The following is a 26,027-nucleotide window of genomic DNA, read 5'->3' as shown; positions in this document are numbered from 1 at the left end:
AATTTGCGGGATGGCTTGTGGATAAGCCGGATGGCAAAGATAGGGAATCGCTTGCGATGGAACAAACGACAAATTATGATCCGGCGGTTTAGAAAAACTTAATCGTCGATGAGCTATCGCCTGCCTCCCCTTGCTGCTCTGCGCGCCTTCGAGGCGGCCAGCCGCCACCTAAGCTTCAAGAAGGCGGCGGAAGAGTTGCATGTCACGCCGGCGGCGATCAGCCAGCAGATCAAGGCGCTGGAGGAATACGTCGGTTTCAGCCTGTTCCATCGTCTGACCCGGGCGCTGGCGCTGACTGCGCAGGCCGAGGCGATGCTGCCGAAGTTGCGTGAGGGCTTCGAGTGCCTGGCCGCGGCGCTGGATACGACGCGACCGCCGGGCGAAGGCGTGCTGACCGTCGTCGCGCCGCCTTCATTCGCGACGCGCTGGCTGGTTCCCCGCTTGCCCCGCTTCGCTGCCGAGCACCCTGAAGTCAAATTGCGCCTGTCGAGCCAGAGCGATGCGGTCGACCGGCCCGGCGAGTCAGCAATGGCTGATGAGCCGCTTGATTTGCGAACGGCCGATATTTCGCTGGCGATTCGCTACGGGACCGGCGATTACCCCGGTTTTCATGTCCGGCAGCTTTTCGCCCCGGCCTGGGTGCCTGTCTGCTCGCCCCGTCTGGCGACGGCTGAACGACCGCTGGATACCCCGGATGATCTGGCTCGCCACGTGCTGATTCACGATGAAACCATCCATGACGATCCATACCCGCCCAATTGGCAGGAGTGGCTGAGCCGGGCGAGTGTGAGCGGGATTGATGCCGAGCGTGGCCCGCGTTTCTCCAACGCCGTGCTGGCTGTCGAGGCCGCACTGGACGGGCAGGGGGTTGCCTTGGCCTTGCTGCCGCTCGTCGAGGCCGATATCGCTGCGGGACGACTGATCATTCCCTTCAACCTGAGCGTTCCGTCGCCTTACGCCTACTTTCTGATCATGCGGAAGGTCTTTGCCGAACGGCCCCCGGTCGCCGCATTTTGCGACTGGTTAATGACCGAGGTTGAAACGGTCCGCCGAATGTAGGTCCTGTCTCGTGCATGAACGAGGCGATGGCGTGACCAGGAAGCCGACGGATTTTCCTGCGGATACGCTCAGTAGAACAGCTTGCCCAGGTCAAGTGTCGAGGCCCTGCCGACTTCATCGCGATTGCCTTCCAGCCAGCGTTTGGCGTGCGCCCGGCCTTCGTCGCGCAGTTTTTCGAAGAAGGGACGGCTGACGGCGAGTTTGCTGTCGGCGGGGAGTTCGCCCAGAAAATGTTCGGCGCTGATGGCATGGAAGCGCAGTCGGGCCAGGCGTCGTTCCAGGCTGGTGCCCGGCAGGCGGTCAAGCAGCCAGGTTGGCAATCGACTGGGGCTGATCTGTTCGCGCAGGTGGGCGAACATGCGCATTTCACGCAGGAAGGTGGCGTTGAAGGCGAGTTCGCGCAGACGTTCGCGGATTTCGTTGGCGGTGTCCGGTGTTTCGCTGTAGCGCAGCGGCGTCAGCAGAATGAGCAGGATGTCCGGCGATTCGCACTGGTAGCACAGCGGAAAGATGGCCGGGTTGGCGCTGTAGCCGCCGTCCCAGTAAGGTTGATCGTCGATGTAGATGGTTCGGTGGATGGTCGGCAGGCAGGCAGAAGCGAGCAGGGCGTCGGCCGACATTTCGTGGTTGTGGAAGATGCGCAGCTTGCCGGAGTTGGCATGGGTCGCGGCGATGAACAGCTTGACCGGGCTTTCCTGGCGCAGGCGGGCGAAGTCGAATTGGGCTTCGACAATGTCGCGCAGCGGGTTGAGGTCGAAAGGGTTAAGTTGCTCCGGGCTGAGGTGGTTGGTCCATTGCAGCATCATTTTCAGGGCGGGGGAGAGGCTGGCCGTGCCATCGTCGTTGCTCTGGAACAAGGCCGAGTCGGCAATCGCCAGCCAGAAACGCTCAAGCGCCTCGCGAGCGCCCTCGGGGCCGCCGGTCATCAGGCCATGGGCCAGGCAAACCGCGTTCATCGCCCCGGCGCTGGTGCCGCTGACACCGTCGAAGCTGAAATTTCCCTTTTCGAGCAGGGCGTCGAGTACGCCCCAGGTGAAGGCGCCATGGGCGCCGCCGCCTTGCAGGGCGAGGCTGATGCGGGTTGTGCTTGCTTGAATGGGCATGCGGTGCTCCTGTTGCAATGCTGGACTGCCAAGATCATGCCACTGTGGCGCGACGGCGTTATTTCGATCAGCTCGCCGCGTAGCTGATCAGGTCGACTTCGGCGGCTTCCAGACGCAGGGGAATCAGTGCCTGATAGGCCGGCGAGTTGTACCAATCGTTGGCCGATTCGGCATTGGGAAAGCGGATGACGACGGTATCGGTGTGTTTATGCTCGCCACCGAGCACGGCCAGCTTTTCTCCGCGAAAGACCAGTTCGGCTTGCCAGGGGGACAGCGTGGCCGGCACCTGGCTGCGGTATTCGTCCCATTTGGCAGCATCTTTGATCGTGATGTGGCCGATGACGTAGTTCATTGTGACTCCATGCTGGTGCTTGATGTGTGTGGCGATAGCGCTGCCATCCGGAGTGACATTGGCAGGGAAGGAGTTCAGCCGGAAATGTGGCCGCTCGGAAGAGTTTGCAGCTCTCGCGCTGAAGGATCAAGAACCTGCATTGCGGATGGTGCCAATGACATCCTCCGGGGGCGCTGCTGATGTTTGTTGATGCCTGGATTTGATCGGGTACGGTATCGAATTTGTTATAAAAATTAATTTTATGAATAAAAAATAGATTAAATTAACAAATATGACGATGATATTTCGGGGCCTTCGTTTATCATTCATCGGCAAATCAGAAATTAATAATCTGATGCTTTATGAATGAATTTAGCCCCTGGAGTTTCAAAATATGCGTCGTCTTTACCCTCTTTGTCTTATTTCAATGGCATTTTGCGCTTCTGCTGCCGAGCCTCAGCAGGCAGCCAGGAAGCAACTGGTCTTTGCGGTCAGCGAAGGCACCTCCGGCGGCATCGATGCCGATGCGGCTCGCGCCAAGTATCAGCCCTTGGCGGATGTGCTTGGCCGCGCCATCGGCGGAGAAGTCAAGGTTGCCTTTGTCCGCGAATTCTCGGCCCTCGAAAAGGGCATGAAGGACAACCAGTTCGATCTGGTGCTGGCACGCCCATCCGACTATCCGGCGCGCGGCCTGCGCGATTACCGCTACAAGTTCGTTGCCACAGCCAAGCCGGATGGCCAGTGCATATTGATCGCGCACAAGGATTCGCCGGTCAAGAAATTGGCCGATCTCAAGGGCAAGAGCTTCGTGATGCCTGAAAAGAATGCCTACATGACGCGCTTCTGCCGCGCCGAACTGCGTGATCAGGGCATCATTCTCGACAATGAAACGGTGACCTATGTCCGTGAGCAGGGCGCCATTCCGTTCTCGATCGAGAACCGGATTTCGGACGTTGGCGGCATCGCGTCCTACTCCGGCGCGTATGTCCAGTGGCAAAAATCGGGCAACCGCGTCATCCACCAATCCAAGCCACAGCCGTACATGCCGCTGGTCGCGTCGCAGGACGTGAGCGCTGATCAGGTTGCCAAGATGCAGGCGGCACTGGCCGGCTTGGGTAATTCCGAGAACGGCATGCAAGTGCTGAAGCGGGTCGGCGTCACTGGCTTCGTGTCCACCGAAGAAAGCCGACTGCGCAAGCTGCTGGAGTGGCTGGGCGTTTAATCGCCGGTTTGCCGCTGCCATGCAAAAGGCCATATCCCGCGGGATATGGCCTTTTTTCTTTTGCTACCGAGCGTGCTGAAGCTTCAGACCAGGCCGAGGCTTTCCTCGACGCCCAGATGCACGTTCATCGCCTGCACGGCGGCGCCGGAAGCACCCTTGCCGAGGTTGTCGAGGCGGGCAACGATCAGCATGCGCTCTTCATTGCCGAAGACGGCGATATCGACACGGTTGGTATCGTTGTTGGCTTCCACGTTGTAGAAACCGCCTTCGGTGGTGGCGTCGAGATCGACCGGCAGCACGCGGATGAAGGGCTCGCCGGCGTAGTAGTCGGCGATGATCTTCTGCACCTCAGCCGGCGTTGCCGGGCGGGTGAATTGCTGCGGGTGAATATAGGCGGTGACGGCCAGGCCCTTGTAGAACGGCCCGACGATGGGCTGGAAGATCGGAGCGACGGTCAGGCCGGTATAAGCCTGCATTTCCGGCAGGTGCTTGTGGGCCAGGCCGAGCGAGTAGGGGCGCGGCGCCTTGAGCGCGGTCTGGCTTTCGGCAGCTTTCTGGTAATCGGCGATCATCGACTTGCCGCCGCCGGAGTAACCGGTGATGGAGTTGGCGGCGATCTGCGTGGCGGCAGGCAGCAGGCCGGCTTCGACCAGCGGGCGCAGTGCCAGGATGAAGGCACTGGCGTGGCAGCCGGGGTTGGCGATGCGCTTGGATGCCTTGATCTTGGCGCGCTGATCCTTGGCCAGTTCCGGCAGGCCGAAGGTCCAGGCCGGATTGACGCGGTGCGCGGTCGAAGCGTCGATCACACAGGTGTTCGGGTTGTCGACCAGCGACACCGATTCCTTGGCCGCGTCGTCCGGCAGGCAGAGGAAGGTGACGTCGGATTCGTTGATCAGGCGCTTGCGCTCGGCAAGATCCTTGCGCTTGTCGGAATCGATCTTGAGCAGCACGACATCGCTGCGCTTGGCGAGGTATTCGTTGATCTGCAGGCCGGTAGTGCCTTCCTGGCCGTCGACAAAGACTTTATAGGTCATGGTGAATCCGCTGGACTGTTGCAAAAATGGAATTCTGGCAGAAATTCGTGACGCTTTGGGGACGGCAGATGGTCAGCGCCCAAGTTTCTGCTTGATGGCGGGCAGGGCGGCTTGTGCGGCGCGCTCGCCTTCGAGCATCGCGTCGTTGCGGGCCGTGAAGTCCCAGGACTTGACGTAGGGCAGCTTCGGGCGGATGACGATGTCGGCGCCTTTGAGTTCATTGGCGCCGATCGCGCCACCCATGATGGTCGTCGTCTGCCAGATGATCGCGGTCAGGCTATCGACCGGCTGGCCTTCTGGCTTGGAAGAAATATCAACCGCAATGACGATGTCGGCGCCCATTTCGCGGGCTGCCTGCACCGGAATCGGACTGGTCAGCCCGCCGTCGACGTAGCTTTTGCCGCGAAACTGGGTGGGCTGGAAAACACCGGGCACTGAGGCCGAGGCACGTACGGCCATGCCGCTGTCGCCAGTCCGGAAGACGACGCGCTCGCCGCTGTTGAGGTCGGTGGCGACGGTGGCGAAGGGGCGGTTCAGCTTTTCCAGCGGCCGCTTGTTCAGGTGCTGGTTGATGAAGTCCTGCAGCGCCTCGCCCTTGAGCAGACCGCGCCCGCCCAGTGTCCAGTCGGCGAAGATTTTCTCGTCGAGTTGCTGGGCAATTTTCTGCATGGCGAAGGCGTCATAACCGGCCGCGTAGAGCGAACCGACCACGGCTCCGGCGCTGGTGCCGACCACATAGTCCGGATAGATGCCGTGCGATTCAAGCATCTTGATCACGCCGATATGGGCAAAACCGCGCGCCGCGCCGCCGCCGAGGGCAAGGCCGATCTTCGGCTTCTGGGCCAGCGGCGCGGGGGCGGGCGTCGGCTTGCTGCCGAAACCGGCGCAGCCGGAGAGGACGATCAGGCTGGCGGTGAGAACAAGATAGGTGGAGAGCTGGCGGCGGGTTGAACGGAACACGATGCAGGGGGAGGGCTCAGGTTGAGGAGGCACGATTCTATCCTGCCACCCCGGTTGCGAGGCGTAACGATACGTAGCAGCGCGTGCTGGTTTGCAACACGCAAAAAGGCCGGTGGATGAGCACCGGCCTTGGGTCTGGCAGCGAAGGTGGGGTCAGTTGGCCGGCGGCGGGTTGACCGGGCCTTGCGGGCCTGGGCCGCGCATACCGCCACGCTGGCCGCGCTTGCCCATCTGCGTCTGCTCGTCAAAGGTCTTTTTCTGCTCAGGCGTCAGCTGGGCATAGAAATCCTTCATCGCGGTGACGTGCTGGCTCATCGCTTCCTGATGCTGCTTTTGCCGTTCCAGCATCTTCTCGGCGCGCTCCGGTGCCGTCAGCTTGGCCATGTCGACCGGGTCGGGGCGCTTGGCGCTGCCGGCAAACGGGTGCGATTCCTGGAACTTGCTCCAGGCGCCTTCCTGTTGCGGCGTCAGCTTCAGCGCATCGTGCAGGCGTTGCTGGTGCATCTTCATGCGGTCGGCGTAGCGGCCTTCGGCATAACGGCCGCCCATCGGACCATCACCCATGCAGCCGCCGCGCTGGGCGAAGCTTGGGGCGGAGAGGACGGCAGCAGTAGCACCGATAACCAGGGCGGCGATACGCAGTTTCTTGCTCTTCAACATGTTTTTTCTCCTTGATCATCACTGGCGGAATGTTCCGCGCTGGAGATGATTAAAGCGCAAACATGTAAGTCAGCTATTTCTGCCGGGGGCTGAAGTGTTGCAAGCTGTTTCTGACCGGAGTTGATCGAACAATCTTTGGCTGAGAAGGGCGAACGAGTAGATCATCAGTCGCTCGTCCGGGGAAATTCGCTCTTCATGGCCGTAGGCGCTGCCTGACGCCTGCGCTTCACGTATTGATTCGTGGCGAGATGCGATCATGGTTCCGTATCGCCGCCAATCGATATCCTCATCTCGCAACAGCAAGGCTTTACCGATGTCATCCAGAATGACGCGAACTTCGTTCGTTCCGTAGACCTTGAGCGGGGTGGTTGCAACATCAAATTGCACCAAAATTTCCTCAATGCCTTGTCTTTCAAGCAGGATTTCGGCTTGATCTTCAAAGCCTTGGATTTCCCCGTCCGTAGCCAGAAACGGAATTCTGTTGGCGAGACTGATCAAGCGGGTGAGTTGCGGCGCATCGCTCGCGTTCAAGCGCTCCAGAAACATCCGATAGCCTGTATAAACGCGATCCACTTGCGCGGGCTGGCTGTGTCTTCTGTTGCAGTCGTTGAGTAGCCCGGACAAGCTTGCGGCCAATATGGCCCCCAGAATCGCGACACGGTATGGCTGAGGCAAACCGTTCACGATCCACCCATCTACAAATCAGACGTCCGCCTCAACCAGCCCGCCGTCCTTCTCCATCCAGGCCCGCCGTCCGGAGGCTTCGCCTTTGCCCATCAGCAGCGTGAAGGTGGTGGCCATTTCCTTGATCGTTTCGCGGCTGGCCTGGAAGGGCACCAGACGACGGGTATCCGGGCAGAGCGTGGTTTCCCACAGCTGATCCGGGTTCATTTCACCGAGGCCCTTGAAGCGGGAGACGGTGATCTTGTTTTCCGAGACGCCTTCGTCGCGCAGCTTGGTCAGCGTCTGTTCTTTCTCGGCCTCGTCCAGGCAATAGACCTTGCGGGTATGGCCACGGGCTTCGACATCGACCCGGAAGAGCGGCGGCTGGGCGACGTGGATGTGGCCGCGTTCGACCAGGGCCGGGAAGTGCTTGAGGAAGAGCGTGAACAGCAGCACCTGAATGTGCGAGCCGTCGACGTCCGCGTCGGACATGACGATGATGCGGCCGTAGCGCAGGCCGGTGACATCGACGCTGTCGATCTGTTCGATACCGTGCGGATCAACGCCGACGGCCACCGAAATGTCGTGTACTTCATTGTTCTTGAACAACTGGTCGCGCTCGACTTCCCAGGTGTTCAGCACCTTGCCGCGCAGGGGCAGCACGGCCTGGGTTTCCTTGTCACGGCCCTGCTTGGCCGAGCCGCCGGCCGAGTCACCCTCGACCAGGAAGATTTCGTTGCGCAGGATATCGTCGGATTCGCAATCGGTCAGCTTGCCGGGCAGGGTGGCGATGCCCGACGACTTCTTCTTTTCGACCTTCTGGGTCGATTTCATCCGATTCTGCGCTGCCTTGACGGCCAGTTCGGCAATCTTCTTGCCGAAATCGGCGTGGCTGTTGAGCCACAGCTCGAAGGGGTCGCGCACCATCTGCGAAACGAGCTTGTAGGCGTCGCGGCTGGTCAGTTTCTCCTTGGTCTGGCCCTGGAATTGCGGGTCGAGTACCTTGGCCGAAAGCAAATAGGTCATCTTGCCGCAGACGTCTTCCTGCGCCAGTTTGACCTTGGCCGGCAGGATGGCGTGGTGGTCGGCGAAGGCCTTGATCGCCTCGAAGACGCCCGCCTTCAGGCCGGCTTCATGGGTGCCGCCGTCCAGCGTCGGGATCAGGTTGACGTAGCTTTCCGGCTTGCCGCCGCCTTCCTCGAACCAGGCCAGCGCCCAGGTCGCCCCTTCGCCGACGGCAAAGCCATTGGCGGTTTCAACGTATTTTTCACCAACGAAAATCGGTGCCACCGGCGTGCCGACCATCATTTCGTTGAGGTAGTCCGCCATGCCGTTCTGGTAGCACCAGACCTTCTTGTCCTGGCCTTCGATGTCCAGTTCGACCGTGACATTGGGCATCAGCACGGCCTTGGAGCGCAGCAGGTGCTCCAGTTGGGCGAGGTTGACCTTGGGCGAGTCGAAATACTTGGGATCGGGCGAGATGCGCACCGTGGTGCCGGTGTTGCGCTGACCGCAGTCGCCGAGACGGCTCAGTGGCTCGGTGACGAAGCCGGCGCCGAAGGCGATGTGATGGATGCCGCCACCGCGCTTGATCTCGACTTCCAGCCGGATCGACAGGGCGTTAGTGACCGAAACGCCGACGCCGTGCAGGCCGCCCGAGAAACGGTAGGCGTTGCCCGATTCCTTCTTGTTGAACTTGCCGCCAGCGTGCAGCTTGCAGAAAACCAGTTCGACCGCCGGCCGGCCTTCTTCCGGGTGAATTTCGACCGGAATGCCGCGGCCGTTGTCGGAGACCTCGATCACGCCATCGGCGCGAATCGCCACGGAAATCTTCTTGGCAAAACCGGCCAGCGCCTCGTCGGCGGCATTGTCGATGACTTCCTGCACGATATGGGTCGGGCAGGTCGTCCTGGTGTACATCCCGGGACGTTCCTTGACGGGTTCGAGGTCCTTGAGGACACGGATTGAGGCGGCGGAGTAGTCGGTCATGCGCTCTGAGATTCGGGTGATAATGGCGGTCCACCGCAGGTTGCGGCGCGGACCCGGATTCTACCTGCCAGCGCGCCTGCCGTAATCCTCCAAAGCATTTTTCGAAAAAGGAAAGCCCCGATGAACATCGCCCAGATCGCCACCACCCGCCATACCTGCAAGGCCTTCGACCCTGCCCGCAAGATTCCGGCGGCAGTGATGGATGACCTGCGCACTGTGCTGCGTTTCGCGCCGGCCTCGGTCAATTCCCAGCCGTCGCATTTCGTGGTGGCGGCCAGCGATGAAGGCAAGGCGAAGATCGTCGCTACCCTGGCCGGTGGTTTTGCCTACAACGCGCCAAAGGCTCAGAACTGCTCGCATCTCGTCGTGCTCTGCGCGCGTACCGACCTGGATGAGGCGCATCTGGCCGCCGTGCTGGCTCAGGAAGATGCCGATGGCCGTTTTGCCACGCCGGAAGCCAAGGCGACCCAGAATACGTCGCGCAGTTTTTATGTCGGCCTGCACCGCGACAAGCAAGATCTCGATGTCTGGATCGACCGTCAGGTCTATATCGCCCTCGGTACGCTGTTGCAGGCGGCCGGCGCGCTTGGCGTCGATGCCTGCCCGATGGAAGGTTTCGATGTCGCGGCCGTCGATGCCGCGCTTGGCCTCCGTGAAAAGGGCCTGCGTGCCGTGGTGATGGTGGCGCTTGGTTATCGCAGCGAAGGCGATTTCAACGCCAAACTGCCCAAGTCGCGCCTGCCGGATACGGCTGTTTTCACGGATATCTGATTCCGGCGATGCCCGCTTCCGGGCAGGGCTGCCCGGATACCAGCGTGGCATAATCGTCGGTCTGAACCACCTCGCTTGAGGAGACTGCCATGGGAAACGAAATCCAGAACGAAGGTCCGCAGCGCACGCTGCGCCCGCGCGGCAAGGATCGCCGCGGCGTGACCCGCATTTCTCCGCCGCCTTTCTACACGCGTGAGGGCAAGGTGGTCGTCGAGCGACGTTCGCCCTGCGAGCGGCGGGCGACCTGGATACGCGAATTTTCTCTGGATACGGCCGGCGACGGCTCAACGAATACGGAATCCTGATATGGCCGGTGCCAGCCTGCTCGCCCTGCTTGACGATATTGCGACGATTCTCGACGACGTGGCGGTGATGACCAAGGTCGCCGCCAAGAAAACCGCCGGGGTGCTGGGCGACGATCTGGCGCTCAATGCGCAGCAGGTTTCGGGCGTGCGGGCCGAGCGGGAAATACCCGTGGTCTGGGCGGTGGCCGTTGGGTCATTGAAAAACAAGGCCATCCTGGTCCCGGCGGCCCTGGCGATCAGTGCCTTCATTCCATGGGCAGTGACGCCGCTGCTGATGATCGGCGGCCTCTACCTGTGTTTTGAAGGTGTCGAGAAGCTGGCGCACAAATGGCTGCACAGCGCCGACGAAGATGCCGCGCACCATGCCGAGGAAGTGGCGGCGGTGGCTGACGAATCAGTCGATCTCGTCGCTTTCGAGGCGGAGAAGATCAAGGGCGCGATTCGTACCGACTTCGTGCTGTCGGCTGAAATCATCGTCATTGCGCTCGGCACGGTGGCCGACAAGCCTTTCGTGTCGCAGATCACGGTGCTGGTTGGCATCGCGTTGCTGATGACGGTCGGTGTTTATGGCTTCGTGGCCGGCATCGTCAAGATGGACGATCTTGGTTATTACCTGCTCAAGAAAGGCAGCGGTGCCATGCGGGGTGTCGGCAAACTGCTGTTGCTCGCTGCGCCGAAACTGATGAAAGCTTTAACGGTGATCGGCACGGCGGCCATGTTTCTGGTGGGCGGCGGCATTCTGGTCCATGGCATCGGGCCGGTGCATCACTGGATCGAGCATGTTGGCGGGCTGGCCGGAGCGCTCGGCGGTATCGTCACGATGGGCCTGGATGGCCTGGTCGGCATCATCGGCGGGGCGCTGGCCCTGGTCGCGGTGACCGCTTTCGGCAAGCTGGCTGGAGCGGCTAAAGGAGCAAAGGCATGAGCAAGGCACTGCGCTGGTCGGAAAAATGGTTCCGCTTCGGTCTGTGGATCGTGGCCTTCGTTTTTGCCAGCTTCCTGATCGGGCTGGGCGGGACGATTGTCCAGAATCTGCCCAAGGTCGAGCACCGGGTCACGCTCGAAGATTTCATCGACAAGCCGGCGGCACAGACCTTGCGGGCCGAAGTGAAGGCGATGCAGGAAAAGCGGCAGGCGGCGCAGGATGCCCACGATCAGGCCCAGCTCAAGCTCAACGGCGCCCGGGCCAATTCAGCGGCAGCGCGTGACACCTTCAACAACTGGCTGGCGACGCGCCACGCCACCAAACAGCCGGACCAGGATGCGGAGCTGATTGCCCGGACGCAGGCGCTTGATGAGCTGAAGATACTCGAACGCAAGGCGCTGGCCGATGTTGAGCGCCAGCAGCAGGGTCTGCTCGATGCGCGACAGGCCGAGGAGCGGGCGCAGCGCGACATGCGCGAACTGGAGCGGGATGCCTCCGGCAAGCTCGCCGTCGCCTATCGCGATCAGGAATTGCGTGTTTTCGCCTATCGATTGGCGCTGACCCTGCCGCTACTCGGCATTGCCGGCTGGCTGTTCGCCAAAAAACGGCAAAGCACCTGGTGGCCGTTCGTCTGGGGCTTCATCTACTTTGCGCTGTTTGCCTTCTTTGTCGAGCTCGTGCCCTATTTGCCAAGCTACGGCGGTTATGTGCGCTACGTGGTCGGCATTGTCATTACCGTGCTGGTCGGCCGTTACGCCATCGTGGCGCTCAATCGCTATCTGGAGAAGCAGAAGCTGGCCGAAGCAATGCCAGATGTCGAGCGGCGCAAGGAATTGAGCTACGACACCGCGCTGGCCCGGCTGGCCAAGAAAGTCTGCCCGGGCTGCGAGCGGCCGGTCGATCTGACCAATACGGCCATCGATTACTGCCCGCATTGCGGCATCTGCCTGTTCGACCATTGCGGCGCCTGCAAGGAACGCAAGAGCGCCTTCGCCCGCTTCTGTCATGCTTGCGGAGCGGCGGCTGGGCAGGGGAACCAGGGTTAAATTGCCGGCATCGGGGTTGTCAAAAAGGCTCCCTGAGTTTGATTCAACAAATTACCCAAACCCGGCTCTCGAGACGTCGGCATTCGGCCAGAATGCCGCCGGTGGCCCTCTTGTAACCACGGCCATTTGAGCGTCAGTTCCACTAAGAAAGCTGCCGGACGGCCTACTTTGGCTCCTCGGCCGAAGCAGTCCTTCGCCATTTTTCGATAAATGTCTGCTTTCCATTTCCAAGCAGACGGAGCCAGATTGCTTAGCCGTTAACTCGCGCAGAGAAGCCAAGGGTATCCACTAAGACCATAGGCATTTTTTTATTCAGGGGGAATGGAAATATTATTGTGGTACGCACAGATGGAGCAAATAGCCCTTTTTCTCGACCTGCGCCTCCTTGAAAGCTATGCTGCCTCCATATTCAAAGCAGGCATCGTAAGCTTGAGAAGCATTGTGCTTTGAAAAGTCTGGGCGCCACAGGAGAGGGACTGAGCCGATGATCAATCATGTAGATATTGCAAACTTTGGTAGCTTCCAAGGTCTGGAATGGAAAAAAACCGTTCGGGACAACGGAAAAAACGTCAAGCTCTTCCAGCGTCTGAACATCCTCTACGGGCGCAACTACTCTGGCAAGACGACGCTCTCTCGCATCTTCCGTTCGTTGGAGACAGGTAAGCTTCCCCTAAACTATGTAGGTTCATCCTTCACCGTGACAGGTGATAAGGGTGCAGTCACTCATGCTGGCCTGCAGACCCACAACTACGACGTTCGGGTCTACAACCGCGACTTCGTGACCGACAACCTGAGTTTCCTTGTCAATCAGGAAAACGCTGGCGTCATCAAGACCTTCGCCATCGTCGGTGAGCAGAACAAGGAAATTGACGACGCCATTGCTGCCATTGAAGTCAAGCTTGGGAGCGTGGAAGGTAAAGCTGGACTACGTTTTGATCTGGAAGCCAAGAGGAAAGAGGGTGATCGCACCAATTCTGCCCACACCTCCGCGGTAGGTGCTCTGGAGGGCAAGCTGCGTTCACATGCTGCGGAGAAAATAAAAAAGAACCGTCAGTACGGCACCGCTGTTTACAACATTGACCACATCAAACGCGATATTGCTTCCACCAAGAAGCCCGGCTTTGTCGCACTGACCACTGAGGAACAGGCAAGTAAACTCAACTTGCTCAAGCAAGAAGCCCTGCCTGACATTACTGACAACCTAGCCATCACCCTTAAGCTGGAGGTTCTGCAGGCAACTGCCGAACCTCTGCTTTCCAAGGCGATAACCCCAACCAAGGCGATTGAGGAACTGCTCAAAGACAGCGCATTGCAACTCTGGGTCAAGCAGGGGATGGGGCACCACCGGGAGAAACGAAGCACCTGTGCTTTCTGCCGACAAGATCTGCCGCACGACATATGGCAGGTGCTCGATGAACACTTCAGCAAAGAATCAGGCGACCTAGAAACAGCCTTAGACGCTGCTATCACGGCAGTTACGAACGAAATAGACACCATTGCAGGACTCAATACCTTCACAGGTGCTCAGTTTTACGCTGATGAACGCACAGCGTTTGAAGCAAGCAGCAAAGCGCTGTCGCAAGCTCTGGCCTTCTACAAAAAGGACTTGGAAGCGCTGAATAAATCGCTTGAGACTCGGAAGAACAACCTGTTCCAGCCTGTGTCGTTGAAGGCTTCTTCGCATAACGCAAAGGAAATTGGGAAGCATGTTGACGATATCAATGCGTTGATCGTCACTAGCAACGGCAAAACTGCCACACTGGAAAAGGACAAGACCGCGGCCAGAGATGCACTTCGCTTGGCTGACGTGTTCGCGTTTGTGGACGCAATCAGCTACGACAAGGAACTTGACTGCATAGCCACCCTGAAGACGGAGGCTGACCTGGCAAGCACGGCCCATACGGAGGCGGAAAAACTGATTCGTGACGCCGAGGCAGAAGTCCAAGCTTTGAGGGCCAAGCAGAAGGACGAGCGAAAGGGTGCCGAACGGGTCAACTCCTTGTTGAACAATTTTTTCGGCCATGACGGTATCAAGCTAGAAGCACGTGACGGTGCTGACAAAGCCTCTATGAAGTTTGAGATCACGCGAAACGGAAAGGCAGCGTACAACCTCAGTGAGGGCGAGTGCAGCCTTATCGCATTCTGCTACTTCATGGCAAAACTTGAAGATCCAGAGAGCAAGGGCAAAGACTTGATCATCTACATTGATGATCCAATCTCAAGCTTGGACGGAAATCACATCTTCTTCATGTTTAGCTTAATTGAGAGCTTGATCGCAAAACCGACTAAGCGGCCAGACGGCTCTAACTCATATCGCTACAAGCAACTCTTCATATCCACACACAACCTGGACTTCCTAAAGTACCTTAAGCGACTGTCCATTCCGACAAAAAAGATTCCGGCTGGAGAAGGTAAAACTAAGAATGTCAGCGATCATGAGCACTTCATGATTGAGCGCAATGGGGCGTCAAGCAACATCCTGCTCATGCCGTCCTATCTCAAAGACTACGTTACGGAATTTCACTATCTCTTCCACCAAATCTACAAGTGCAAAAACCAAGCTGCGGCAGCAGATAACCATGAACCCTTCTTCGGTTTTGGCAACAATCTGCGTAAATTCCTAGAAGCATTCCTGTTCTTCAAGTATCCACATCACGATGATAGGAGTGATGCCTTTGAACGAATCAAGAAATTTTTCGGAGAAGAGGAAGACACAGCCGTTGCACTAGTCAACCGTCTCAACAATGAGTTCTCCCACCTTGAAGCTGTTCCTGATCGGAGTTTCAAGCCAGTTGAAATTCCAGAGATTGCCAAGGTTGCCAACTACGTTCTGGATAAAATTTATGCCGCTGACAAGGCGCAGTACAACGCCTTGCTAAAGAGCATTGGTGAGCCTGAGAGAGTGGATTAATGGATCGCTCAAAATGTCCGGTTGTTGGACTGCAGTCGCCACATTAGGCCGAATGGCCGCTTTGGGTCGGGGCCGGCTGTAGCCTGAAGTGCAAAGCGTACATTAGCGGCCACTCTTTGTGCGATGTCCGTTGCCCCTCTCGTTGCCGCCATTGGCGGCGACATACATCAACGGCCGCTAAGGCCGATCAGTTCGCATTCAGTACTTGCCCTGAACGGCAGTAGCAATCAGAAGCCTGGCACTGGCGCTCAGAATCGGCGAATGCCAGGGTTGGGGCGAAACGGGCTGCTACATCCGACCAAATCCCCCGCCCATTCCGCCGCCGGAGCCACCCATTCCGCCACCGCCGCCGGGGCCACCGCGGCCGCTTGGGCGTTCGCTGTTGCGCTCTCCGCCGGATTTGCCGCCTGAGCCACTGCCCAGCCCGGAGTAGAGCGCCGGAACGGTCTGCGGCAGGGTTTGGTCGGCGATGGCTTTCTGCTTTTCGTCGAGTGAGCCATAGAGCTTGCTAGCCGCTTCCTGGATTTCCTCCATGGCCGTCAGGCGGTTGCGAACGGTCTCGACCTTCTGGCTGATCTGCCGCAGGGCATTCTGGCGGCTTGCAGCATATGGCGGCATTTTCATCTGGTCGGCCATCAGGGCGCCGACTTTTTCCTGGTAGGCATCCCACAGCACGGCCTGAGGCGGCGTCAGATTCAGGGCTTCGGCCGTTTTCTGCAATTGGGTCTGCAGGTTGTCGACGACCGTTGCGCCACCGCCGCCTTCCATTTGGCCGTGCCGTGGCTGGCCGCCATCCGGGCCGTTGCGTCCATCCATCGGCGCGCAGGCCGTGATGGCCAGCAATGAGAAAATGAGCAGGGTGGTGGCTTGGGTTTTCATGCTTGAAATGAGAGGGTGAAGGATGCCGAATTGTCGGCAGAGGTCGCGTAAATTGCCGTTAAGCCGGCGTAACTATTTGTCTTTTCGACATTTGCCGGGCCGGGCGATTTTGCTAACCTGAATGCTTGCCTTCACCGGGATTCGCCGTGCCCATCCGCCAAACCCTCAAGACTTCCAATGTGCCGGTCAGGATCTGGACCGATGATGTCGATGACAACTCGCGTCAGCAGCTGGCCAACATCGCCAGCCTGCCGTTCATCCACCACCATGTCGCGGCGATGCCCGATGTGCATCTGGGTATTGGCGCCACCATCGGTTCGGTGATTGCAACGCACAAAGCCATCGTGCCGGCGGCCGTGGGGGTCGATATCGGCTGCGGCATGGTGGCCTGCCGGCTTTCTATCGGCGCCAATGCGCTGGATGAGAAGGCGCTCAAGAGGATTTTCGAACAGGTCAGTGCCGATGTGCCGGTCGGCCGGGCTCAGCACGAGGATGGCCGGGCCTTGATCCTGGCGGCGCGCCCCTTCGAGCCCCGTCTGGAACTGATGACGCAGAAGCACCCGCAACTGCTGAAAAGCTTCGGCAAATTCTCGAAATGGGTCAATCAAATGGGTACGCTCGGCGGTGGCAACCACTTCATCGAGGTCTGTCTCGACGAGTCCGATCAGGTCTGGGTGATGCTGCACTCAGGCAGCCGCGGCATCGGCAATGCGCTGGCCAGCTATTTCATTGAACTGGCCCGGTGCGACATGGAGCGCCAGCAGATCCATTTGCCGGATCGTGACCTCGGCTATTTCAAGGAAGGAAGCGTGCATTTCGACGATTACGTCGAGGCGGTGCATTGGGCGCAGGAATACGCCTTTGCCAACCGCGAATGCATGATGAATCTGGTGCTGGCCGCGCTGCGTCGCCACCTGCCGGCCTTTTCGGTGACCAGCGAGGTGGTCAATTGCCACCACAATTATGTCGCCCGGGAGCACCACTACGGCGCCGATGTCTGGGTCACCCGCAAAGGCGCCATCCGCGCCCGGGCTGGCGATCTTGGCATCATCCCCGGTAGCATGGGGGCGCGCAGCTACATCGTTCGTGGCATGGGCAATCCGGAAAGCTTCGATTCAAGCGCCCACGGGGCCGGTCGGCGGATGAGCCGCAACGCCGCCACTCGCGCCTTTACCGAGGCCGATCTGCGCAGGCAGACCGAAGGCGTCGTTTGCCGTAAGGACAAGGGGGTCATCGACGAGATTCCGGGAGCCTACAAGGACATCGATACGGTGATGGACAACCAGCGTGATCTGACCGAAGTGCTGCACACCCTGAAGCAGGTGGTGTGCGTCAAGGGCTAGCCTGCATCCCGACAGGCGCTCAGCCGAGCAGGGTAACGACGATTTCCCGCTGGTGGCTCTGCGTACGGTGTTCGAACAGGTAAATCCCCTGCCAGGTGCCGAGCAGCAGGCGGCCATTGGCGAAGGGCACGGTCAACGAAACACCGGTCAGCAGCGAACGGGCGTGGGCGGCCATGTCGTCGTCGCCTTCCATGTCGTGGCGATAGGCCGGGTCGCCATCCGGTGCCCAGCGTTGCATCAGCATTTCGAGATCGCGGCGAACGCTGGCATCGGCGTTTTCAGTAATGGCCAGCCCGCAACTGGTGTGGCGCACGAAAATATGGGCAATGCCGGCATCGACCTTGGCCTGGCGCACCACGGCAGCAATCTCATCGGTAATTTCGACCGAACCCCGGCCGCGGGTGCTGATGACGAGGCGTAGTTGTTCGGCCATGGCTTTGCTCAATCCTTCTTGAGCAGCCCTTGCAGCGCGGCAAACGGGTTGTGCGTCGCGCCGCCGCCACGCTTGCTGCTATCGGTATAGCCGCGGTCGGCCTCGATCTGCTTCTGGTGCTCGTTATCGTGGCAGTAGAGGCAGAGCAACTCCCAGTTGCTACCGTCGTTCGGGTTGTTGTCGTGGTTGTGATCGCGATGATGCACGGTCAATTCGCGCAGGTTGGCCTGGGTGAATTCCCGGGCGCAGCGGCCGCAGATCCACGGGTAGATTTTCAGGGTGCGTTCCCGGTAGCCCTCGGCGCGCTGATCGGCGGCCTTGCGGGCGTCGAGGACGAGTTTGTCGAGTTTGCCGTGGTCAATTGCTTTCATGGTTCGAGCTCCGTGAGTTTTTCGCGATTCTACGCCGCAGCCCCTAAAATGTGGCTTTACCCCAAACCGCCCTGACACCATGCCCCGCATCAAGATTGAACTGCCCGAACGCTTCAGTTTTTCGACCGAAGTACCGATCTATATCGGCCACATCAACTACGGCCACCATCTCGACAACGCCCAGCTGATCTCGCTGGTTTCCGAGGCTCGGGTACGCTTTTTCAAGTCGATGGGCTACAGCGAACTGGATGTCGAAGGCGTCGGCATCGTGGTCGCCGATGTCGCCGCGCAATATCGCTCGGAAGCCTTCCACGGGGAGACGATGGTCATCGAAATGGCCGCCGACGACTTCAATAAATACGGTTGCGACCTGGTCTGGCGCCTGAGCGACAAGGCGACCGGCCGCGAGGTGGCGCGCGGCAAGCACGGCATCATCTTCTTCGACTACGCCGCTCGCAAGGCGACCTCGGTACCGCCGGCCTTCATCGCCAAGGTGGGCGCGGCGTGATTCCGATCCGCTACGTTGAGCCGGTCTTCCGCCCGCCCAGCGAGGCGGAATCGCTGATCCTGCCGGTCACCGATGGCTGTTCGTGGAACAAATGCACCTTTTGCGAGATGTACACCGCGCCGCAGAAAAAATTCGTGGCGCGGGGCGAGGACGAGGTGCTGGAAAGCATCCGCCTGACCGGCCAGCGCTACGGCAACGACATTCGTCGCGTTTTCCTGGCCGATGGCGATGCGCTGGTGCTGCCGACTCGCCGTCTGCTGGCCATTCTCGAAGCGATTCGCACCCACATGCCGGCTGTGCGGCGGATTTCCAGCTATTGCCTGCCGCGCAACCTGCGGAAAAAGGACCAGTCGGAAATCGACGAACTGGCTGCCGCCGGCCTGAAGATGGTCTATGTCGGCGCCGAATCTGGCGACGATCAGGTGCTGGCCGCCGTCAACAAGGGCGAAACCTTCGAAACCACACGCGAGGCGCTCGACAAGCTCGGGTCCGCCGGCATCACGCGCTCGGTGATGATCCTCAACGGGCTGGGCGGCAAGGCGCTGTCGATGCAGCACGCTGAAAACTCGGCTCGCCTGATGAACGAAACGCAACCCGAGTTTCTGTCGACGCTGGTTGTCAGTTTTCCCAAGGGCGAAGAGCGCTTCCGCAACGACTTTCCGGGCTGGGAGCCGCTGGGGCAGCACGAGCTGTTCGTCGAGATGGAGCGTTTTCTATCTACGCTCGATCTGAAACGCACGGTTTTCCGCAGCGATCACGCCTCGAACTGGCTGGTCCTGAAAGGCACACTCGGCGCCGACAAGGAGCGGCTGCTGGCCCAGGTACGCCAGGCCATCGCGGCGCCAGAGGCCGCCCATTTGCGGCCGGCCTGGGCGCGGGGGTTGTAGCTTCGATTGGCTTGGGTTTCCGCCTTGCTGGCGGGCGTACTTTCTTTTGTGTGGCCAAAAGAAAGTAGCCAAAGGCGGGGTTCATCGCTAGCGAAGCTAAAAGGCCACCCCTGGGTCGGTGCCGGCTACGCCGGTTCCCTGCGCTACTCGGAAAGCCGGGCGGCTGCGGAACTCGGGGCTGCGCCCCTCAAACAGTCCTCGCCGAAAGCCCCCGGCCTTCCTGCGTTGCTCGGCACCTTTCAAGGGGCCCGATGGGGCGTCCACGCTGAACCGGTGGATTTCATTTTTAGGCGTTTTTTCGGGTTGAGCGAGGGAATGTCAATTCAGGTCGTGCCGGTTGAGGCGGGATGTTTTTCGGGTCCCCATGAGAGGCGCCGAGCAACGCAGGTAGGCCGGGGGGTGTCGGCTGGCGTTGTCTGAGCCGCAGGCGAGTTTAGCCAGCCGCCCGGCCTGCCGAGTAGCGCAAGGAACCCGAAGGGCGCCGACCTTGGGGTCGCCTTCTTTTTGGCTACTTTTTCTTGGCGAAGCAAGAAAAAGTACGCCCGCCAGCAAGGCGGAATCCCAAGCTTGTTAAACCGAACCGCAAGCCAACCTAAATGGCTTTCCCAACTCGCAGGGCACTGAAGATGGCCAGCACTTGCAGGATGGCAATGCCAACCAGCACCTCGCTGAAATGTCTGGCATCCATCAGCCCGCCGAAAATAACCGGTGCCATGGCGAGGCCCAGGTCCAAGCCCGAATAGACGAAGCCATAGACTCGCCCGTAGGCGGCCTTGCCGAAACGGGCCGTGGCGGCACGGCGCACCAGCAGGTCGCGGGATGGCCCGGCGGTGCCGGTGCAGAAGCCGATGCCAGCCATTAGCGGCAGGATGCTCCAGGAAGGCATGACACCAGCGGCCAGCAGGATGGCGAGCAGGGCAGCAACCCCCAGCGCGCCGGCGATCAGGTGGTCGTGCTCGCCTTTCTGGGCAAGAAAGCCGCCGAGGATGATGCCGACTGCGCCGCCGACCAGATAGGTCGACAGCGCAAAGGCTGCCGTGGTGATCGACAGCCCATACAGCGCCTGCAAAATCGGGCTGGCGAAGTTCTGGATGGTGCCGAAAGCCGCCGTGATCAGCAGGAAGAACAGGAAGCACAGCCAGACGGCGCGCGAACTCAGGAAGGCGAACGTCGTCCCCGCTGGTTCGCTGGCCTTCTCGGTGTGATGTTCGACCGGGTCGGTCAGCGCATCTCGCCGCCAGAACAGCAGTGCCAGTGCAGCGATGGCCATGGCGCTGGCACCGAGCGCCGCAGTCCGCCAGCCGTACGCGGTGGCGAGGCCGGTGAGAAAGATCGGAGCGGCAGCCCAGCCAAGGTTGCCAGACAGCCCGTGGGCTGAAAAGGCATGTCCGAGGCGTGCTTGCGAGACATGGCGGTTAAGTACCGTGAAGTCGGCCGGGTGAAAGACACTGTTACCCAGCCCGGCCAGCGCGGCAACGGCGATCAGCATCGGATAGCCGTTGGCGAAGTAGAGCAGCACGCCGGCCAGGGCAAAGCAGGCGATGCCGCCGCCCAGCACGCGTGCCGCACCGAAGCGATCGACGAGAAAACCGGCGCTGGCCTGGCCTATGCCGGAAACCACGAAAAACACGGTCATCGTGGTGCCGATGGCGGTGAAGCTCAGCCCGAATTCGGGCATCAGCCAGGGAAAAAGTGGCGGCAGCAAGAGGTGGAAGAAATGGGAAACGCCATGGACGAAGCCGATCACCGAAATGACTTCGATGTCGCTGCGCTGGGGGGCGGGCAGGGTGGCGGTCGTCATGGATAAAATCCGAGTAAAACGTTAAGGATTACAGTCTAGCTTTCCGATCTATTGACCGTGATGCGATATTCGGACAAAAATTATCGCAATGCAGACAGACCTTTCCTTCGACGCCGTACCCCGCCGCGCCCCGACCGCCGAGTTGCCGATGACGGTCAACCTGCGTTGTCCACCGGCCGACGTTTATGTGCCGCCGCATCGCCACGACTGGGCGCAACTGGCCTATCCGCTGCGCGGCGGCATCCGGATTTCGGCAGCCGGCATGACCTGGCTGGTGCCCGCCTTGCGCGCCGTGTGGATCCCGCCGCATATCGAGCACGACCTGCTCATGCTCGGCGAAGTGGAGTTCCGCACCGTCTATATCGCGCCGGAAGTTGCCCCGCTGCCGCTCGATGCCTGTTCGGTGATCGAAGTTTCCGACCTGATGCGGGCGCTTTTTGAGGCCCTGAGCGAGGCCGAGGGCGACGGTCAGGAGCCATCGCTGCGCCAGCGACAGGTAACGGCATTGCTGCTCACCGAAATCCGCCGCGCGCCGCCGCTCTCGCTGGGGTTGCCGATGCCGCAGGACCGACGCCTGCAGGCCTTGTGTCAGGCGCTGATCGACGATCCCGCTTCCGCGCTGTCGCTGGCCGAGTGGGCGGCCCGCGTCGGCGCCAGCGAGCGGACGCTGGCCCGTCTGTTCGTCAGCGAACTGAAATTGAGCTTTGGCGCCTGGCGCCAGCAATTGCGCCTGGCCCGGGCCCTCGACCTGATCGGTCGCGGTCGCCCGTACGGCGAAGTCGCGGCGGAACTGGGCTACGCCAGCCAGGCCGCCTTCTCGGCCATGTTCAAGCGCGCCTTTGGCGTGCCGCCGGGCCGCTTCATGCAGGAACGCAGCACGCCGCCCGCCGGCGAACTGCATAACGACTGACGAGGGAAATCAAAGATGTAGCAGCCGGCAGTGCAATCGTATGAACGTGGACTCCCTCCCCTTCAAGGGGAGGGTTGGGGTGGGGATGGGGCAAAATTCCCCGTTGCGTTGCATAGAATGCTCCATTTTGCACCCCATCCCCCTCCCTGCCTCCCCCTTGAAGGGGGAGGAGGCGGTCCCCCCAGCATTCATTCGATTGCCCCGCTGCACCCGACCTGAAACTGTCGGCACGCAGCGTACACAGCTACACTGCGCCTTTTACCGAAGGAAGCATGACGATGGAACGCTGCCCCTGGTGCGAAGGATTCGACCTCTACCGCGAGTACCACGACACCGAATGGGGCCTGCCGCTGCGCGACGACCGCGCCCTGTTCGAACTGCTGATCCTCGAAGGCGCCCAAGCCGGCTTGTCCTGGGCCACCGTGCTCAAGAAACGGGCGCACTACCGGCTGGTATTCGACAACTTCGACCCGCACAAGATCGCCTGCTACGACGAGCAAAAAGTCGCCGCCCTGCTGGCCGACCCCGGCATCATCCGCAACCGCGCCAAGATCGCCGCGACCATCCAGAACGCCAAGGCCTATCTGGCGCTGACCGCCGGGGGCCAATCGTTCAGTGATTTCCTGTGGTCTTTCGTCGGCGGGGCGCCGCTGCAAAACGCCCGGTCATCGCTGTCCGAAGTCCCTGCCAAAACCGCACAATCCGATGCCCTGAGCAAAGCCCTGACCCGCGCCGGCTTCAAATTCGTCGGCTCGACGATTTGTTATGCGTTCATGCAGGCGACCGGGATGGTCAATGACCATCTCGTCAGTTGCCCGCGGTATGAGGAAGTGCAGGGTAGATATCGGGAATGACGGGCTATAGGTTGCTTTTGGGTGCTTGCCGAACAAAACTGTCGTTTAGTACGTGGTGATCAAAATGGAACAATCGGCCAGTAGCCGGCCGTCAAGGAGCTTTCCCCGTTGCGGTCAAAATCGGCCGGCTATTCTCAAACCTTGATATTCCATTTGATTCTCGGCACGCTTTCGGCATGGATAAACTCTTTTCGTAAGGCCCTCATGAAAACCGCTATCTCTGCTGTCGTTGCTGTACTGCTAACAACCAATGCTTACGCGGTCACCGAGCTTGTTATGCAAGAGGGCGCAACAATCGAAGCCAGAAAGGGGAACAGATCAGTAATAGTGACCGCTGGCAAGGGGTTTGACAGAACCTACGAGTGGGATCGCTGCAAACTCAAAAGTGATATGGGGGCGAGAAAGCAAAGATGGTACGGGAGCATGGGAATCTATGACGCAGCCCCGTCATCCGGATTATCCATCGGGGGTTGTTCTGGAATTTCCAGAACAGTAGTCGAAGAAGGCCAGATCCATTTTGATGATCTGCAATTTGCTAAAAAATGGATCGAACGACGTCCCAAAAGTTACAAGACCGTGTGGACCAATGATGGACTGCTTGTGTCGTGGAATGTCGTTCCCGGACGGCGACAGTTGAATGTCGATGTTTGGTTAATGTGCATTAACGGGAAACGTCCGAAACAGCTTGATGGCGCTAACGATTCCACGGTAACCGTCTTGCCAACTTCAACAGGGAAAAGCATTCATGAGTGTGCTCAAGTTGGTCAGGATGTCATTGACCAAACGCGCTCGCAGCTCGAAGAGGACTGGAAAAAGATTGATGGGTGGATCGCGAAAGACAAGGAATATCGTGATCGCCGTCCAGTGCCGAATAAGTAGCCAAGGCGTGTCAGCTTTCCCGAACTAGCTACTTCCGCTTTGGGCTCGTCGTTGCCAGTCAATAGCAAGTGATTGCCCGCCGGCTTCGGTCCGAGTTGCGGCCACACCGCGAACCTCCCCCACGCCTCACTCCCCATCCTTCTCCAACTTCAGCGACGCCGAGTTGATGCAGTAGCGCAACCCGGTCGGCGCCGGGCCGTCGTTGAAGACGTGGCCGAGGTGGGCGTCGCAGTCGTGGCAGGTGACTTCGGTGCGGATCATGCCGACGCTGCGGTCGACGTGTTCGTCGATCAGTTTTTCGTCGTTCGGCGTGTGAAAGCTCGGCCAGCCGCAGCCGGAATCGAACTTGGCTTCCGAGCGGAAGAGCGGGGCGCCGCAGCAGATGCAGTGGTAGGTGCCGTCTTCGTGGGTGTCCCAATATTTGCCGGTGAAGGCGCGTTCGGTGCCTTTCTGGCGGGTGACTCGGTACTGGATTTCGTCGAGCTGGCTGCGCCATTCGACGTCGGATTTTTCGATTTTCGGCATGATTTTTTCCTTGGCTTCCCCGCTTGGAGTGGCTGGGCAACAAATAATTCCGCCGGCAGTCAGCTCGGCTGGTTTTGGCGCAGTTGGGCGACATCGCGGCCCGGCGGGGCGCCGAACATGCGGCGATATTCGCGGTTGAATTGCGAGGGGCTTTCGTAGCCGACGTGGTGGGCGGCCGAGGCAGCGTCCGCATCGCTGACCAGCATCAGGCGGCGCGCCTCATGCAGGCGCATCTGCTTTTGATATTGCAGCGGGGTCATCGCGGTCAGCGCCTTGAAATGGTGGTGCAGCGATGATTTGCTCATGTTCGACAGGCTGGCCAGGCGGTCGATGCTGATCGGCTGGTCGAGGTTGGTTTTCAGCCAGTCGATGGCGCGCACGATCTGGTGGCTGTGGCTGCCAGCCGCCGCCGCTTGCCGCAGGCGTGTGCCGAGTGGGCTGGTGAGCAGGCGGTAGAGCAGTTCGCGCTCGATGATCGGGGCGAGCACCGGGATGTCGGCCGGCGTATCGAGCAAACGGGCGAGGCGCAGGGCGGCGCCCTGAATGTCGGCGCTGATGGTGCCGACGGCAATGCCACGGTCGACGGCATCCAGGGCCCGATTTTTGGGAATGGCCGCCGACAGTTCGTTGATCTTCAGCGGATCGAGAATCAGCCCCAGCCCGAGGTAGGGCTCACTGGCCGAGGCGCGGGTGATGCGCGAGAACATCGGCAGGTCGACCGACGAAATCAGGCAATGCCGGCAATCGTAGTCATAGACCTCGTCGCCGACCGTGATGCGCTTGGCGCCCTGAACCATCATGGCGAAAACCGAGGCCATGATGGCGCAGCTCGGTGCATCGGTCGTCGAGCCACGAAACAGGCGCAGGCCGGGGATCGCCGTCTCAACTGTCCCGTCATCCGGGCAATGGCGGTGAAGAATCCCGGCGAGCTCCTCGCGCTGGCGAATCAAGGCGGCATTTTCCATGGCGATGGAATCTATTGGGCGAGGTGGGGTCAGAACGGCAGTATCCATGGCCGACAGCGTAGCGGTTTTGCTGGCGGCCGACGAGAGGCGATAGACCGTTTTTGGAGGATCAGGCAATAAGTCTGCACGATTGGGTTATCGCTTGCCACTTCGTATCGCCGACACTATTTGCACAAACAGCGGTCATTCGATAGCCCGCTGTCCCCATTCCGACGAGGAGCTTGCAGATGATCAAACTGACTATTAACGGCAAGGCACATCAACTCGATGTGGCGCCTGATACGCCGCTGCTCTGGGCGCTGCGCGACACGCTGCAGATGACCGGCACGAAATACGGCTGCGGCCAGGCGCTGTGCGGCGCCTGTACCGTGCATGTCGATGGAACGCCGGTGCGCGCTTGTACGACGCCGGTGTCGGCGGTGGTCGGGCGCAAGATCAGGACCATCGAGGCGGTAGATAGCGAGCGCGTCGGCAAGGTGGTGCAGGAAGCCTGGCGCAAGCTCGATGTCGTCCAGTGCGGCTACTGCCAGTCCGGCCAGATCATGAGCGCCGTCGCGCTGCTCAGCCAGAATCGCAAGCCGACCGATGCCGATATCGACAACGCCATGTCGGGCAACCTCTGCCGCTGCGCCACCTACGTCCGCGTCCGCGCTGCCATCCACGAAGCTGCCAAGGCTTTGGCCTGAGGAGTCT

At 60.2% G+C, this 26,027-nt stretch carries 27 protein-coding genes; 14 read left to right on the top strand and 13 right to left on the bottom strand.

Annotated features, from left to right (window positions below):
• Nucleotides 1–108: 108 nt before the first annotated feature.
• Complete coding sequence (gene gcvA / locus KI617_RS11090; protein ID WP_226446213.1) at nt 109–1,059, top strand: transcriptional regulator GcvA; 951 nt, start codon at nt 109–111, stop codon at nt 1,057–1,059.
• A 68-nt stretch (nt 1,060–1,127) separates the two neighbouring features.
• Here gcvA and KI617_RS11085 read toward each other — a convergent pair whose 3' ends face one another.
• Nucleotides 1,128–2,162: a patatin-like phospholipase family protein gene (locus tag KI617_RS11085; protein WP_226446212.1), complete on the bottom strand. Its 1,035-nt coding sequence runs from the start codon at nt 2,160–2,162 to the stop codon at nt 1,128–1,130.
• Nucleotides 2,163–2,229: 67 nt separating this feature from the next.
• On the bottom strand, nt 2,230–2,514 hold the full coding sequence (locus tag KI617_RS11080; protein ID WP_226446211.1) for a DUF1330 domain-containing protein: 285 nt from the start codon (nt 2,512–2,514) through the stop codon (nt 2,230–2,232).
• A 406-nt stretch (nt 2,515–2,920) separates the two neighbouring features.
• On the opposite strand from KI617_RS11080, the gene KI617_RS11075 reads away from it, so the two are divergent.
• Nucleotides 2,921–3,715, top strand: a complete 795-nt coding sequence (locus KI617_RS11075; protein ID WP_226452029.1) for a phosphate/phosphite/phosphonate ABC transporter substrate-binding protein — start codon at nt 2,921–2,923, stop codon at nt 3,713–3,715.
• A gap of 83 nt (nt 3,716–3,798) precedes the next feature.
• Here KI617_RS11075 and argC read toward each other — a convergent pair whose 3' ends face one another.
• From argC to parE, 5 genes are all read right to left on the bottom strand, one after another.
• Complete coding sequence (argC, locus tag KI617_RS11070) at nt 3,799–4,749, bottom strand: N-acetyl-gamma-glutamyl-phosphate reductase (protein ID WP_226446209.1); 951 nt, start codon at nt 4,747–4,749, stop codon at nt 3,799–3,801.
• A gap of 72 nt (nt 4,750–4,821) precedes the next feature.
• A complete protein-coding gene (locus KI617_RS11065; RefSeq protein WP_226446208.1) occupies nt 4,822–5,742 on the bottom strand; it encodes a patatin-like phospholipase family protein in 921 nt (306 codons plus the stop codon).
• A gap of 120 nt (nt 5,743–5,862) precedes the next feature.
• Nucleotides 5,863–6,369 carry a Spy/CpxP family protein refolding chaperone gene (locus tag KI617_RS11060; protein ID WP_226446207.1) on the bottom strand — a complete coding sequence of 169 codons (507 nt, stop codon included), beginning with the start codon at nt 6,367–6,369 and terminating at the stop codon, nt 5,863–5,865.
• A gap of 69 nt (nt 6,370–6,438) precedes the next feature.
• The gene (locus KI617_RS11055) at nt 6,439–7,053 is read right to left on the bottom strand and encodes a hypothetical protein (RefSeq protein ID WP_226446206.1); all 615 of its coding nucleotides are present in this window, start codon (nt 7,051–7,053) and stop codon (nt 6,439–6,441) included.
• Nucleotides 7,054–7,071: 18 nt separating this feature from the next.
• A complete protein-coding gene (gene parE, locus KI617_RS11050) occupies nt 7,072–9,021 on the bottom strand; it encodes a DNA topoisomerase IV subunit B (protein ID WP_226446205.1) in 1,950 nt (649 codons plus the stop codon).
• Nucleotides 9,022–9,141: 120 nt separating this feature from the next.
• On the opposite strand from parE, the gene nfsB reads away from it, so the two are divergent.
• From nfsB to KI617_RS11025, 5 genes are all read left to right on the top strand, one after another.
• Entirely contained in the window at nt 9,142–9,792 is a 651-nt protein-coding gene (gene nfsB, locus KI617_RS11045; RefSeq protein ID WP_226446204.1) for an oxygen-insensitive NAD(P)H nitroreductase, read from the top strand.
• An 89-nt stretch (nt 9,793–9,881) separates the two neighbouring features.
• The gene (locus tag KI617_RS11040; protein ID WP_226446203.1) at nt 9,882–10,097 is read left to right on the top strand and encodes a hypothetical protein; all 216 of its coding nucleotides are present in this window, start codon (nt 9,882–9,884) and stop codon (nt 10,095–10,097) included.
• A 1-nt stretch (nt 10,098) separates the two neighbouring features.
• Nucleotides 10,099–11,022, top strand: coding sequence for a DUF808 domain-containing protein (locus tag KI617_RS11035; RefSeq protein WP_226446202.1), 924 nt, complete (start codon nt 10,099–10,101; stop codon nt 11,020–11,022).
• Nucleotides 11,019–12,068, top strand: a complete 1,050-nt coding sequence (locus KI617_RS11030; RefSeq protein ID WP_226446201.1) for a zinc ribbon domain-containing protein — start codon at nt 11,019–11,021, stop codon at nt 12,066–12,068. Before KI617_RS11035 ends, KI617_RS11030 begins: the two co-directional genes overlap by 4 nt.
• A 484-nt stretch (nt 12,069–12,552) precedes the next feature.
• On the top strand, nt 12,553–14,979 hold the full coding sequence (locus tag KI617_RS11025) for an AAA family ATPase (RefSeq protein ID WP_226446200.1): 2,427 nt from the start codon (nt 12,553–12,555) through the stop codon (nt 14,977–14,979).
• A gap of 288 nt (nt 14,980–15,267) precedes the next feature.
• Here the strand turns inward: KI617_RS11025 and KI617_RS11020 are convergent, their stop codons facing one another.
• Nucleotides 15,268–15,858, bottom strand: coding sequence for a Spy/CpxP family protein refolding chaperone (locus KI617_RS11020; protein WP_226446199.1), 591 nt, complete (start codon nt 15,856–15,858; stop codon nt 15,268–15,270).
• A gap of 146 nt (nt 15,859–16,004) precedes the next feature.
• Between KI617_RS11020 and KI617_RS11015 the strand changes: the two genes are divergently transcribed.
• Nucleotides 16,005–17,201, top strand: coding sequence for an RtcB family protein (locus tag KI617_RS11015; protein ID WP_226446198.1), 1,197 nt, complete (start codon nt 16,005–16,007; stop codon nt 17,199–17,201).
• Between the two features lie 19 nt (nt 17,202–17,220).
• Here KI617_RS11015 and KI617_RS11010 read toward each other — a convergent pair whose 3' ends face one another.
• Nucleotides 17,221–17,634, bottom strand: a complete 414-nt coding sequence (locus KI617_RS11010; RefSeq protein WP_226446197.1) for a secondary thiamine-phosphate synthase enzyme YjbQ — start codon at nt 17,632–17,634, stop codon at nt 17,221–17,223.
• A gap of 8 nt (nt 17,635–17,642) precedes the next feature.
• A complete protein-coding gene (locus tag KI617_RS11005; protein WP_226446196.1) occupies nt 17,643–18,005 on the bottom strand; it encodes a YajD family HNH nuclease in 363 nt (120 codons plus the stop codon).
• 79 nt (nt 18,006–18,084) lie between these two features.
• Between KI617_RS11005 and KI617_RS11000 the strand changes: the two genes are divergently transcribed.
• Both KI617_RS11000 and KI617_RS10995 read left to right on the top strand, forming a co-directional pair.
• Complete coding sequence (locus KI617_RS11000; RefSeq protein WP_226446195.1) at nt 18,085–18,513, top strand: acyl-CoA thioesterase; 429 nt, start codon at nt 18,085–18,087, stop codon at nt 18,511–18,513.
• Nucleotides 18,510–19,400, top strand: a complete 891-nt coding sequence (locus KI617_RS10995) for a radical SAM protein (RefSeq protein WP_226446194.1) — start codon at nt 18,510–18,512, stop codon at nt 19,398–19,400. The genes KI617_RS11000 and KI617_RS10995 overlap by 4 nt, the downstream gene beginning before the upstream one ends.
• A 592-nt stretch (nt 19,401–19,992) precedes the next feature.
• Here KI617_RS10995 and KI617_RS10990 read toward each other — a convergent pair.
• On the bottom strand, nt 19,993–21,201 hold the full coding sequence (locus KI617_RS10990; protein WP_226446192.1) for an MFS transporter: 1,209 nt from the start codon (nt 21,199–21,201) through the stop codon (nt 19,993–19,995).
• Between the two features lie 88 nt (nt 21,202–21,289).
• Between KI617_RS10990 and KI617_RS10985 the strand changes: the two genes are divergently transcribed.
• The 3 genes from KI617_RS10985 to KI617_RS10975 all read left to right on the top strand — a co-directional run bounded on the left by KI617_RS10985 (nt 21,290) and on the right by KI617_RS10975 (nt 23,844).
• Nucleotides 21,290–22,111, top strand: a complete 822-nt coding sequence (locus KI617_RS10985) for an AraC family transcriptional regulator (RefSeq protein ID WP_226446190.1) — start codon at nt 21,290–21,292, stop codon at nt 22,109–22,111.
• Nucleotides 22,112–22,383: 272 nt separating this feature from the next.
• Nucleotides 22,384–22,965 carry a DNA-3-methyladenine glycosylase I gene (locus KI617_RS10980; protein ID WP_319004109.1) on the top strand — a complete coding sequence of 194 codons (582 nt, stop codon included), beginning with the start codon at nt 22,384–22,386 and terminating at the stop codon, nt 22,963–22,965.
• A gap of 204 nt (nt 22,966–23,169) precedes the next feature.
• Nucleotides 23,170–23,844, top strand: a complete 675-nt coding sequence (locus KI617_RS10975; protein ID WP_226446188.1) for a hypothetical protein — start codon at nt 23,170–23,172, stop codon at nt 23,842–23,844.
• Between the two features lie 126 nt (nt 23,845–23,970).
• Here KI617_RS10975 and msrB read toward each other — a convergent pair whose 3' ends face one another.
• Nucleotides 23,971–24,369 carry a peptide-methionine (R)-S-oxide reductase MsrB gene (msrB, locus tag KI617_RS10970; RefSeq protein WP_226446186.1) on the bottom strand — a complete coding sequence of 133 codons (399 nt, stop codon included), beginning with the start codon at nt 24,367–24,369 and terminating at the stop codon, nt 23,971–23,973.
• Between the two features lie 59 nt (nt 24,370–24,428).
• Entirely contained in the window at nt 24,429–25,451 is a 1,023-nt protein-coding gene (locus tag KI617_RS10965; protein ID WP_226446185.1) for an AraC family transcriptional regulator, read from the bottom strand.
• 110 nt (nt 25,452–25,561) lie between these two features.
• On the opposite strand from KI617_RS10965, the gene KI617_RS10960 reads away from it, so the two are divergent.
• Nucleotides 25,562–26,020, top strand: coding sequence for a (2Fe-2S)-binding protein (locus tag KI617_RS10960; protein WP_226446184.1), 459 nt, complete (start codon nt 25,562–25,564; stop codon nt 26,018–26,020).
• Nucleotides 26,021–26,027 lie beyond the last annotated feature (7 nt).

It is taken from the genome of Ferribacterium limneticum (assembly GCF_020510625.1).
Lineage (GTDB): Bacteria > Pseudomonadota > Gammaproteobacteria > Burkholderiales > Rhodocyclaceae > Azonexus > Azonexus limneticus_A.
The sequence above is the reverse complement of the archived record's forward strand: the minus strand, read 5'-3'. Positions and strand labels throughout refer to the sequence as shown.